At 36.6% G+C, this 12,831-nt stretch carries 9 protein-coding genes; 6 read left to right on the forward strand and 3 right to left on the reverse strand.

Features of this window, described 5'->3' with window-relative positions; translation table 11 throughout:
• Positions 1-4 precede the first annotated feature (4 nt).
• Positions 5-1,351 (reverse strand): histidine phosphatase family protein, encoded by a 1,347-nt coding sequence (locus VB691_RS10110; protein ID WP_323291366.1) that lies wholly within the window; start codon positions 1,349-1,351, stop codon positions 5-7.
• Between the two features lie 137 nt (positions 1,352-1,488).
• On the opposite strand from VB691_RS10110, the gene VB691_RS10115 reads away from it, so the two are divergent.
• From VB691_RS10115 to VB691_RS10130, 4 genes are all read left to right on the forward strand, one after another.
• On the forward strand, positions 1,489-3,042 hold the full coding sequence (locus tag VB691_RS10115; RefSeq protein WP_323291367.1) for a hypothetical protein: 1,554 nt from the start codon (positions 1,489-1,491) through the stop codon (positions 3,040-3,042).
• Entirely contained in the window at positions 3,035-4,597 is a 1,563-nt protein-coding gene (locus VB691_RS10120) for a glycosyltransferase family 39 protein (RefSeq protein ID WP_323291368.1), read from the forward strand. The genes VB691_RS10115 and VB691_RS10120 overlap by 8 nt, the downstream gene beginning before the upstream one ends.
• Positions 4,598-4,615: 18 nt before the next feature.
• A complete protein-coding gene (locus VB691_RS10125; protein ID WP_323291369.1) occupies positions 4,616-6,187 on the forward strand; it encodes a CPBP family intramembrane glutamic endopeptidase in 1,572 nt (523 codons plus the stop codon).
• Between the two features lie 101 nt (positions 6,188-6,288).
• Positions 6,289-7,095 carry a hypothetical protein gene (locus VB691_RS10130; protein ID WP_323291370.1) on the forward strand — a complete coding sequence of 269 codons (807 nt, stop codon included), beginning with the start codon at positions 6,289-6,291 and terminating at the stop codon, positions 7,093-7,095.
• 94 nt (positions 7,096-7,189) lie between these two features.
• Here VB691_RS10130 and VB691_RS10135 read toward each other — a convergent pair whose 3' ends face one another.
• Together VB691_RS10135 and mnmG are read right to left on the reverse strand one after the other, a co-directional pair.
• On the reverse strand, positions 7,190-7,465 hold the full coding sequence (locus VB691_RS10135; protein WP_323291371.1) for a type II toxin-antitoxin system HicB family antitoxin: 276 nt from the start codon (positions 7,463-7,465) through the stop codon (positions 7,190-7,192).
• A 61-nt stretch (positions 7,466-7,526) separates the two neighbouring features.
• Entirely contained in the window at positions 7,527-9,446 is a 1,920-nt protein-coding gene (mnmG, locus tag VB691_RS10140; RefSeq protein ID WP_323291372.1) for a tRNA uridine-5-carboxymethylaminomethyl(34) synthesis enzyme MnmG, read from the reverse strand.
• A gap of 190 nt (positions 9,447-9,636) precedes the next feature.
• Here mnmG and VB691_RS10145 point away from each other — a divergent pair, with 190 nt between their 5' ends.
• Both VB691_RS10145 and VB691_RS10150 read left to right on the forward strand, forming a co-directional pair.
• Positions 9,637-10,023: a GxxExxY protein gene (locus VB691_RS10145; protein WP_323291373.1), complete on the forward strand. Its 387-nt coding sequence runs from the start codon at positions 9,637-9,639 to the stop codon at positions 10,021-10,023.
• Positions 10,024-10,491: 468 nt separating this feature from the next.
• A complete protein-coding gene (locus VB691_RS10150) occupies positions 10,492-12,741 on the forward strand; it encodes a glycoside hydrolase (RefSeq protein WP_323291374.1) in 2,250 nt (749 codons plus the stop codon).
• The last annotated feature ends 90 nt before the right edge of the window (positions 12,742-12,831 follow it).

The raw sequence follows: 12,831 nt of genomic DNA on the forward strand, positions 1-12,831 counted from the left end.
AATTTCATAAGGCCCCTGCTGCTGTTTTATCAAATACTCCAGCCCCTAAATGGGTGGTTAAATTGATAGCTTGTAAGACGGGAGGCCCGTCTATTCCTTGGGGATAGTCAATGACACTCACTCCACCATTGCCCTGTTTAATATTCCAAAAATTGGCAGGTTGTAACCCTAATAAATCACATAAAATTACTTTATTAATGGCATCATGGGCTACAACAATTCCGGTTTGAGGATGGGATGAATTGCTATAATCTTTGACAATTTCTTGCCAACAAGCAACCGCCCTATCCCACACTTGTTGTAGGTTTTCTCCTTCGGGCATTTGCACCGTTTCCGGGGCATCTTTCCATTCTTGCAGCAGTCCAGGAAATGCGGTTTCAATTTCGCTTTCTAGTTTTCCTTCCCACAGTCCATGACAAATTTCTGTCAATTGAGGACGCAAATCTAAGCTAAGATCAGGATGATATTGTAAGATGATTTCGGCGGTTTCTTTTGGTCTTAATAAGGGACTACTTACCCCAAAATTTAGAGTTACGTCTTTAAGAAAATCAGCGGCTTTTTGTCCCTGTTGTTTGCCATTATCATTGAGAGGAATATCTCGTATTCCTTGAAAGCGAGATTCTCGGTTCCATTGGGTTTCCCCATGACGAATAAATAATAACCTTAATCGATTATTTTCGGCACGAGTTGGAGGAATGGGAATGCCTAAATGAGAGGTTTGGTTAAGAGATTCGAGTTGGACAGTTTCGCCCCAATTACCCGTAAAATTTAACACATTAATACAACAATTAGATTGTTGAATCCGATGATAATGAGAGGGAGGAATACCAATGGCACTCATGATTAAACAGCGATTAATGCCATTATGAGCCACAATTAAAATGGTTTGTCCTGAATGTTTAGCTAGGAGATTTTGCCAAAATTCTTGGGCTTGTTTGTATAAGGAAATGACAGGAAAATGGTCTTTTTGTCCTTCAGGAGTTGCCATAACCATTTTAAATTCATCTGGTCTTTCTTTCCAGCATTGATAGTCTGTGGGAAATTTTTCAATGACTTCCTGTTTATGCAAATTTTCCCAGAGGGGAAGGTCAATTTCTTTAAGTTGCTCACTGGGGGATAAACTGGGTGGCTTAATAAAGCAGTTTTGGATAATCTCAGCAGTGGTTTTTGCCCGTTGCAAGGGACTACAATAAATAGCATCAATGGGAAGGGAACTGAGGGTATGACCAACGGCTTGAGCATCCTGACGACCTTTTTCTGTGACAACGGATTCATCACTACGACCTTGGATTCTCTTTTGAGCATTGTAGCTGCTTTGTCCATGACGCACTATAATAACGCGAGTAGCCAATCTTTCTATCCTCTCTAGGCTCTATTTAATTTCTAGATTACAGGTTATTGGGTCTTTCTCATCACTTGTTTTTTAAGTTGTTAGATTTTTCTTGATATTTGGAAAAATTAATGATTTTACAACAGCCAAAATTTTCTATGTTGTCTTATTTTAAACTCAAACATAATAAAAGTTTTGAACTAGGTGTTCTTGGTTTATTTGCCATTATTATTTTAATTGGAACTTTAAATCATGCCATGTGGCGTGATGAATTAAATGGTTGGTTAATTGCTAGAGATAGTGTTTCTTTTGTTGATTTTTTTCACAATATTAAGTATGAAGGACATCCTCTGCTTTGGTATCTTTGTCTATTAATACTTAATCAATTAACTCCTAATCCCGTCGCAATGCAGCTTTTTCATTGGTTAATTTCAACGGGGGCTTTTGGTTTATTTATTCTATTTTCTCCTTTTAAAAGAATCCAAAAAGTTTTGTTTATTTTTGGCTATCTTCCCCTCTATGAATATTCTTTGATTAGTCGTAATTACTCCATTGGTATTTTATTTGTATTTCTTTTTTGCATCTTTTTTCCTAGTCGTCATAAAAGTTATTTACCTTTAGCTTTCATTCTGGCTTTAATGGCGAATACGAATGCTTATTGTTTGCTGATTTCACTGGCATTAGCATTGACATTGATGATTGAGTATGCTTTTAAAAATAAGCTAAATTATGAGACTAAGGCTAATATTTATAATCTTGTTTATGCTTTGCTATTATTGGGTATAGGCATTATTATATCTGTATTTATGTTATTACCTCCTGGAGATAGTACCTTACAAGGTGGTGCCGATCAATGGTTATTTCAGTTTGATTTTAATCGACTTACCCAAACTATTACAAGAATTTGGAGAAGCTATATTTTAGTGATTATTCCGAGTGATTCTAAACCAACTGATCTTGTTCTTTTTTCTTTTCTTTCTTTAGGTTTATTCGGATTTGCAATTACTATCCTTATAAAAAAACCAATTGCTTTATGTTTTTATCTCATGGGAAGTTTACAAATTCTTCTCTTTACATACCTTAAATTTTTAGGATCTCAGAGACATTATGGACATTTATATATTATCTTAATTACTGCTCTTTGGATCGCTTATTATTATCCTGAATCTGATGTAATTGTTAAATATTTATCTAAACTTCCTGCCCAATTTTCAAGACTTTGGCTAAAATGGTTTAAATTTGTTGAGCTTCATAAACAGACTTTGATTATGATAATATTATGGTTACAAGTCATCGCAGGAATTGTGGCCTTTAGTCGAGATTTAATTACGCCTTACTCAGCAAGTAAAGCAACGGCAAAATTCATCCAAGAAAACAACTTAACAACCAATTTAATGATCGGAACTGAAGATTTTGCTGTGTCTCCTATTAGTGGTTATCTTAATCAAAAAATCTACTATCCAGAAACTCAAAACTTAGGCAGTTATGTCTTATTTAGTCAAGAGAGAAAATTGATCAGTGATGCTGATTTAATGCTACAGATAAATCAATTAATTGCCAAACAGAATAAACCTATTTTATTAATCATAAATAGAGAATTTAATCAACCCATTTCCGAGCTAAATATGCAATTATTGGCAAGTTTCAGGAAAGCATTTATTTACAATGAGAAATATTATCTTTACTTCATTACTCAAAAAAATAATGACTAAATTTGATTTAAGTTATCAGTTTAAAAACCCCTATTTCTGTTTCTTTGTCTTATTGATTTTAGCATTATTTCTCTGGTTTATTGGCTTAGGAAATTTACCCTTAAGAGACTGGGATGAAGGTTACTATGGGACAGTTACTAAGGATATGTTTAAAACAGGAAATTGGCTTTATTTAACTTATTATGGTCAACCTTTTCTCTTAAAACCTCCCTTAATTATTTGGTTAATCAACCTCAGCTATCAATTAGGAGGAATTAGTGAATTTACTACTCGTTTTCCCTGTGCATTACTAACAGCTTTAGGGGTTCCTCTGTTATATTTAGTAGGAAAAAATCTCTTTTCTCAGCAGCTACCAGCCATTTTAAGTAGTTTAGTTTATCTAACATTATTACCTATTATTCGTCATGGACGCTTAGGGATGATAGATGGAATAATTAACACATTTTTTATCTTTTCTATCCTCTGTTTATTAAAATCTCGAAAACACCCTAAATGGGCAATTGGTTATGGTATTGGGTTAGGATTAATTGCTTTGAGTAAAGGCACTTTAGTCATTGCTTTAGCTGCCATTCTAGGGGTATATATACTCTTAGATAAACCAGTAAATTATCTTAAAAATCCTGCTTTATGGTTAGGAATATTCCTCGGATTTATGCCAGTGTTTATTTGGTATTTTATCCAAATTAATCATTATGGACATATCTTTATTCAAGTTCACTTTCAACAACAAAATTTTGATCGTCTTGCAACTGCAGTGGAAGGAAATAGCGGTTCATTTTGGTATTATGGACTTGAATTGATTAAATATAGTTTTCCTTGGTTACTCTTTTTACCTGGAAGTTTAATGTTAGCTTGGCAACAAAAAAAAGAATCTTGGGGAAAATTAGTGTTAACAGTATTTTGTCTATTTTTGGCAATAATAACTCTCATGGGAACTAAACTTCCTTGGTATATTATGCCAATTTATCCTTTTTTTGCTCTAGGAATTGGTGCTTATTTATCTCAATTTTGGGAACCTCATAAATCTACACCTAAAATGTTGTCCTATAGCTTTTTAATGGGAAGTATTGCTGCGTTAATTGGTGTAATTTACTTCTTAATGGAAGGGAAAGAAATCAATTTAATTGTTACTGGTTTAATTCTTTTCTTGACTTTTTTATTGTCTTGGCAAAAAATTCGACAAACTTCTCCCAATTTTGTTATAATTTTGATCATAGGTTTATATATGAGTCTCGCAATATTCATGACCTCTGAATCATGGATTTGGGAATTAAATGAGGCATTTCCCGTGAAACCTGTCGCTACTTTAATTAGACAACACACTCCAGACAATACCATCATTTATACCTCATTTGCTTACAGTCGTCCTAGTTTAGATTTTTATAGCGATCGCCAAGTGCTTGCTCAAGATCAAACCGCATTAGAAAAATTAGCGTTAACATCTTCTTATCTCCTACTCGATCAAAATAGTTTCAAAAATTTACCCCTATCTAATGCTAAAATATTAGGGAAAGCAGAAGGATTTATTTTGGTTCTAACCTCTGAAAATAACTAGCAAAACCGAGGATTTTTAATGACAACAAAGCGATTAATTCTAATAGTCATCACTATTGTTTCAGTGATTCCTTTATTATTCTCAATTATTGGGAGTATTAGTCAACCACAAATTCAATCAAACTTACAACTCTATCAAACAAATTTAGTCCTTCAAGCATCAGAATTATCTGGAGATAATCTAGCTGAATTTAACGAAGTAAGACAAGCTTTATTGGGAAAAAATACTGATAAATTAGCCCTAAGTCAATATCAAGAAGCGCGTGAACTTTCCCAAAAGAATTTAGATAGATTAGAATCTAATTTCAACAGTCTAAATTCTCCATCACTAACTTTAGAAAAAGATGTTAACAACAATCTAAACTCTATTCTCCCTCTGTCTGCTGATCAAAAACAAATACAACAAGAAATCCAAAAACAAGCTGAGGAAATCAATAAATTAGCATTAAAAATTGGTCTACTTGAAGCCCATCAAAAAAATGTTGAAGCTGCCTTAAAAACCTGGAAAAATATAGCCTCAAATCAGTTACAAAATAACTCTAGTGTTTCTCCCCAAATGTTAACTGATGTCCTAATTAATTTATGGAGTCCTCAACCCCAAATATTAGACAATTCAGAAACAATAATTAAAGATGAATTAACCGGGTGGTTTCGTGATTATGCCTTAACTAAACTTTATCAGCTTCAAGATAGTCAAGCTAATTTAATAAGCTTACAAACTCAACAACAAGAAGTCGCTAGTCAAGCCATTATTAAACTAACTTTAGTTGCCATTATTCCCATCTTAGGGGGATTAATTGGCTTTGGGCTATTGATATTTCTTTTAATTCAGTTATTTCTTCCGAAAGGAAATGCTATTTTAGCCATTGATCAACAATTTAATTGGCAAACACCTTGGACAGCAGAAACCTTTTGGCAAGTTTTAGTTGTTGGTTTCTTTTTTGTAGGACAAATTGTCCTTCCCATTATATTTAGTTTCCTAAATATTGATCTGACTAATGCTGACTTACGGGGAAAAGCCATCTATGTATTAGTAAGTTATTTAGCAATGGCTTTAGGTGGACTTGGGGTACTATATTTTTCAATTAAACCCTTTTTTCCCTTACCGAAAGATTGGTTTAAATTTAAGTTGTTTAGTAACTGGATAGTGTGGGGAGTTTCTGGTTATTTAGTCGCCTTACCATTAGTGGTAATTGTTTCCTTAATTAATCAACAAATTTGGCAGGGACAAGGAGGCAGCAACCCCTTACTTTCTCTCGCCTTAGAAGCACAAGATAATGTAGTTTTAGGTATTTTCTACTTTACCGCAGCGATCGCAGCCCCTGTCTACGAAGAAATCATGTTTCGAGGCTTTTTATTACCTTCCTTAACTCGGTATTTTCCCGTATGGGGAGCGATTATTTTGAGTAGTTTAATCTTTGCGGTTGCTCACTTAAATTTATCAGAGGTGCTACCTTTAGCCATCTTAGGAATTGTCTTAGGAGTTGTTTATACGCGATCGCGGAATCTTCTTTCCTCGATGTTAGTCCATAGTCTTTGGAATAGTGGGACGCTGATTAGTCTATTTTTATTAGGGAGTGGTAGCCATTAAGAAAAGTTAACAAATTGTTGAGTAGGACAGACAATGAAGGGTTGATTAAGCTAGGATAGGATTGATGATCTTAATCCTAGTCTTACTCCCAGAAATTATCAATGAAGCTGCAATTGCCACCACAACAGTTAGGAAAAATGATAGGAACCTTAGCCATCATTTCCTTGAGTTTAACGGGGGTTATTTGGCTACAAAAATACCGCCTTAACCCCAACCAAGCCAAGTTAACTACCGCCGAATATAAAAAACAAGAACAACTGGAAAAAGTTCAATTGGATGTTTATAAAGGGGTTCCGAATATTGGGTTTAATAATTTGTTAGCTGATTGGTTTTACTTGCGTTTTATTCAATATTTTGGTGATGGAGAAGCCCGTGGTGAGACAGGATATTCTTTAAGTCCTGATTATTTGGAATTAGTGGTTGATCGAGATCCTCGTTTTGTTGATGCCACTCTTAAAATTTCGGTGTCTACTTCTATTTTTGCGGGGCAACCTGATAAAACTGTGGCCTATCTAGAAAAAAGTTTAAAAGAGACACCGAGTAAAGTCATCTCTCCTGTGTATCCTCCCTATTATCTCTGGATTTATAAAGGGATAGATGAGTTATTATTTTTAGGAGATGTTGAAGCTGCCAAAAACTCAAATACAATGGCAGCTAATTGGGCTGAAACTTATCCAGATGAAGGCAGTCAAAATACTGCTAAACGCAGACGAGAAACGGTTAAATTTTTAGAAAAAAATCCCCAGAGTAAAGTTGCTCAAATTGGTGCTTGGACACAGGTTTTATCGGGATCAGTTGATGCGAAAACCCAAGAAAGGGCCATAACAGAAATTAAAGCATTAGGAGGCGAGATCATTGTCACTCCTGAAGGCCGTGTTAGTATTCGTGTGCCAGAGGGAATTGATTAATGAAATTCAACTAATTTATTGAACATAAACGGATAAATCAGGATGTAATTAATGATTAATTTCCTCAAAAATATGGTTCTTTAAGTTTGATTGTTTATCTTGGTGATAGTTGACGGGAAACTGGAATTGAAATAAAAGTCAAATAAAATTCTTCTCCTTCTGAATCTTGTAATGCTTCTAAATAAGAATCAATTCCTCGTGCTTGAGGTAATTCTTCCATATCTGATAAATGTAATGCTAAGGCAGATTCCATTTCTTTAGTGGTTTCTTCCAAGGTTTCACCTGTAGCAATACACCCTAATATATCAGGTGAATAAGCAGAAAATCCAGTTTCACTTTTTTCGAGAACAATCAAATATTTGTTGATCATTTTAATCCTGCTTGTCTAAGAATACTAGCTATAGAAAATATAACTTCTATAGCTAGTCTCTTTATTCTGATAAAGCTGATAGGGACTGATAACGTGATCGCATTTCTAAATAGACTAATAAAGCGTTAATATCTGCGGGGTTGACTCCTCCAATACGAGACGCTTGGCCAAGGGTTAAGGGACGAATTTTAGTTAATTTCTCCCTAGCTTCCATAGAGAGGGTTTCAATGGTCATATAATCAAGATCTGGGGGTAAATTTCGGTTACTATGACGACTAATTTGTTCAATTTGAATTTGTTGACGTTTTAAGTAACCGGAATATTTAAGCTCAATTTCGACCCCTTCTTTTTCAACAGTAGTTAATTGCTCATTTCCGAGGCCATAATGTTCTAAATTACTATAATGAAATTGAGGACGACGTAACAAGTCTGCTAGGGTAACTGAACCTTTTATTTTTTGTTGAATATCCTTAGCAATAATCATTCCGACTTCATCCCGTTCTTTTATTCTGGTTTCGTAAAGGCGTTCTTTTTCTGCGACAATATTAGCCTGTTTTTGTTGAAATAAAGACCAACGACGATCATCAATTAAGCCAATTTTTCGACCCAAAGGAGTCATTCTTTGATCTGCATTATCAGACCGTAAAATGAGACGATATTCAGACCGAGAAGTTAACATCCGATAGGGTTCTCGTAAATCTTTAGTACATAAATCATCAATTAATGTTCCCAGATAACTTTCTTCTCTGGAAAAGATAATCATCTCCTCATCTTTCACATATTTAACAGCATTAATTCCGGCCACAATACCCTGCGCTGCTGCTTCTTCATAACCCGTTGTTCCATTGACTTGGCCTGCACAAAATAACCCTGCAATTTTTTTCGTCATCAGGGTAGGATAACATTGGGTCGCGGGTAAAAAATCGTATTCCACTGCATAAGCAGGACGCAACATAATACAGTTTTCTAACCCAGGAAGGGTTCTTAACATAGCTAATTGAATATTCTCCGGTAAACCAGTAGAAAACCCTTGAATGTACAATTCAGGGATATTTCTTCCCTCCGGTTCAATAAAAATTTGATGACTTTCTTTATCAGAAAACCGAACAATTTTATCTTCAATAGAAGGACAATAACGGGGCCCTTTTGAGTCAATAAACCCGCCATAAATAGGAGACAAATGTAAATTATCTCTGATTAATTGATGGGTTTGAGCAGTGGTATGAGTTAAATAACAATTCATTTGTTCTCGTTCGACCCAAAGATCCGGGTCAAAACTGAACCAACGCACCTCCTCATCAGGGGGTTGGGGTTCCAGGTTAGTATAGTCTACCGATCGCCTGTCTACCCGTGCAGGAGTCCCTGTTTTAAGTCGTCCCGTCTCAAACCCCAACTGGTTAAGGGTATCCGTTAACCCAACGGCCGCAAATTCTCCTGCCCGGCCTGCTTCCATCGATTTATTACCGATCCAGATTTTTCCCCCTAAAAAGGTTCCAGTGGTCAAAATAACTGCTTTGGCCCCGAAACAAGTTCCAAAGTACGTTTGTATTCCTATTACTTCATCATTGTTCCCCAAAACTAAATCTGTGACCATCCCTTCACGAATGCTCAAATTATCTTGATTTTCGACAATTTCCTTCATCACTGCCGAATATTCCCGTTTATCCGTCTGGGCCCGTAAGGCCCAAACTGCGGGGCCCCGTGAGCTATTGAGAACCCGTTTTTGTAAGTAGGTGCGATCAGCCATTTTGCCGATTTCTCCCCCTAATGCGTCCACTTCATGGGTTAATTGGGACTTTGCTGGGCCACCCACTGCGGGGTTACAGGGTTGCCAGGCAATGCGATCGAGGTTGAGGGTTAACATGAGGGTACGACACCCTAAACGGGCTGCTGCCAGGGCGGCTTCACATCCCGAATGGCCAGCACCCACAACAATGACATCAAATTTATCTTGGAAGTCAACGGGAGTGGTAAGGGGCATGATTTTTGAGTATGAGCAATGGGGGATATTATTTTATTTTATCGGTTAATTGCCAGGATCAGGATTTTGAAGATGATAGGATGAACAGGATTAGGTTATCGATAAGAGGATGAGATTGTTAGAGAATGCTTCCACTTAATCCTGTAAATCTTATAATCCTGATTAATCCTGATACTTATGGGGGAAGGATATGAAACTAGAAGACATCACCTATAAAATTATCGGTTGCTCAATGAAGATTCATAACACATTAGGCAATGGGTTTCAAGAGGTCATTTATCAAAGATGTTTAGTCATTGAACTGCAAAAAACAGGACTGACTTTTGCTAGGGAAAAAGAACAAGCTATCTATTATGAAGGAATACAAGTCGGGATAAGACGAGCAGATTTCATCGTAGAAGATAATGTTATTGTTGAACTCAAAGCTGTTATTAATTTAGAAAATGTCCATCTTGCACAAGCTAAAAATTATGTCGTTGCTTATGATTTTCCTATTGGACTTTTAATTAATTTTGGTGCTACCAGTTTACAGTATAAAAAAGTCTTTAATCCTAAGTTTAATGACCAAAAAGATTAATTATTTACTATTGATTAAGTTATTTTATGGCTTTTGTCAATACCATCATTCTTTTCAATCAAACTACTAACTTTACAAAACTTAATCAATGATCTATTTTCCCTGATTTTGCCTGAATTTGACCCATAATCGGATTTTGGCAATTTTCAGAATTAAGTGTTAGTATTATACAATAGGCTTATTTTATAGACAAATATTAAAAAAGTCCCCTCAATCCTAGTAAACTCAAAAACTTGTCAAGAAACCCTGACCAATAATCACCAAAAATCAGAAGGTTTCGGGTGACTATTATTAAAAATTGTGAAGCATATTATCAATATTTATAAACTGAGCTTGACAAAAAAGATACTTTGTGTATGTGGATGGAGCAAAAAATGTGAACAAGTAAGGACAAAAGGACAAAGAAAGGGAAATTTCGCGTTAATCTAAATAGGTAAGTGACCTCAAAAAAGAGATTAAATATTAATAATGGCCCATCCTCTATACGTTGCATTTATCTGGCATCAACACCAACCCTTATATAAATCCCGTGAAGCTATTGCCGATCCCAATGGACAATATCGGATGCCTTGGGCGCGGTTACATGGTGTCAAAGATTATTTGGATCTGGTTCTCGTTTTAGAAGAATATCCTCAATTACATCAGACTGTAAATTTAGTCCCGTCCTTAATCTTGCAACTAGAGGATTATAGTGAGGGAACAGCCATTGATCCTTATATGGCCTTGACTTTAACTCCAGAAGAACAACTCACCGAAACACAAAAACAAGCTATTATTAAACACTTTTTTGATGCTCACCATCGTACTTTAATTGATCCTCATCCTCGTTATGCCAAACTTTATGAACAACGACAGGAAACAGGCATCAGATGGTGTTTAGAAAACTGGACAGATCGAGATTATAGTGACTTATTAGCTTGGCATAATTTAGCTTGGATCGATCCAATTTTTCGGGAAAAAGATCCCGATATTGCCGCTTGGTTTGAACAAGGAAAAGGCTTTACTTTAAGCGATCGCCAGAGAATCATTGCCAAACATCGGGAGATTATCAGTCAAATTATCCCCCAACATAAAAAGATGCAAGATGCGGGGCAATTAGAGGTAACGACAACCCCCTATAGTCATCCGATCTTACCCTTACTCGCGGATACTAATGCTGGACTCGTGGCTATTCCTCAGATGGAATTACCCGAAAAACGGTTTCAGTATCCCCAGGACATTCCCCGTCACCTGCGGAAAGCGAGAGAGGTGTATTATGAGCGTTTTGGTAGAGAAGCGAGAGGACTCTGGCCCTCAGAACAGTCCGTGAGTCCTGCGATTTTGCCCTATATTGCCCAAGCAAAATTTAAGTGGATCTGTTCCGATGAAGCGGTATTAGGATGGAGTCTTAAGCACTTTTTCCATCGAGATGAGACAGGAAATGTCTATGAACCTGAATTAATTTATCGTCCCTATCGCTTAGAAACCCTCTATGGTGATGTTTCTATTGTGTTTCGAGATCACCGTTTATCGGACTTAATTGGGTTTACCTATGGGGGAATGGATGTCCGTCATGCGGTTTCTGATTTAACCGGCCATTTAGAAGCAATTTCTCGTTCTTTAATTGAACGACAAGAAGGAGAAGAAACCAGTCTACAACAACCTTGGTTAGTTACTATAGCCCTAGATGGGGAAAATTGTTGGGAATTCTATCAAGATGATGGTTTACCCTTCTTAAGAGAGTTATATAAACGGTTAAGTCAGGATGAAGACATCAAACTGGTGACAGTTTCCGAATTTTTAGACAAATTTCCGGCAACAGAAACGATTCCTGCTGAAAAGTTACATAGTGGATCATGGGTAGATGGAAGCTTTAGCACTTGGATCGGTGATCCGGTGAAAAATAAAGCTTGGGACTTACTCACCGAAACCCGTAAGATGATGGCCAAACATCCTGAAGCAACGGAAGAAACTAACCCCAATGCTTGGGAAGCTTTATATGCAGCGGAAGGATCTGACTGGTTTTGGTGGTTTGGGGATGGTCATTCTTCTAATGATGATGCCCTGTTTGATGAATTATTTCGGGAACATTTACGGGGGGTTTATCATAGCCTCAATGAACCTGTTCCGTCCAAATTATATCAACCCTTAGAAGATCATGTCCGAAAAGGCGATCGCCGTCCTCAAGGGTTTATTCAACCGATTATTGATGGTTATGGGGATGAACAGGACTGGGCAAAAGCAGGACGTATTGAAATTGGTGGGGCCATGGGAACCATGCACAAAGCGAGTACAGTGCAACGGTTGTTTTATGGGTTAGATCACCTCAATTTTTATCTGCGGTTTGATTTGAAAATGGGGGTAAAACCTGGCAAAGATTTACCCAATGAGTTACATTTGCTTTGGTATTATGCAGATTCTCCTGTTTATAATAGTCCTGCCCCTTTAGCTGAATTGCCCGATCAAGCTCCTTTAAATTATCATTTTCATCATCATGTAGGCATTAATTTGATTACCCAGTCGTTCTGGTTACAACAGGCCTGGGATAATCATGAATGGCATCCTAAACATAGTCGGGTTGAGGTGGCTTTTAATCAGTGTTTAGAATTAGCGGTTCCTTGGGCCGACTTACATCGGGAACCGGATGCTTGGTTACATTTGGTTGCTGTGTTTGCAGATCATGGTAAGTTTCGTAGCTATTTACCGGAAAATAATTTAGTTTCCTTACAAATTCCTTAAACTTCTGTGGTTTTAACCCTAAGAGTGGGCAAGGCGAAAGTATGAATATTTCCTATCAGTAGATAAAACTTCTTGATGCCTTGCCCCTAC

The organism is Crocosphaera sp. XPORK-15E (genome assembly GCF_034931425.1).
GTDB lineage: Bacteria > Cyanobacteriota > Cyanobacteriia > Cyanobacteriales > Microcystaceae > UHCC-0190.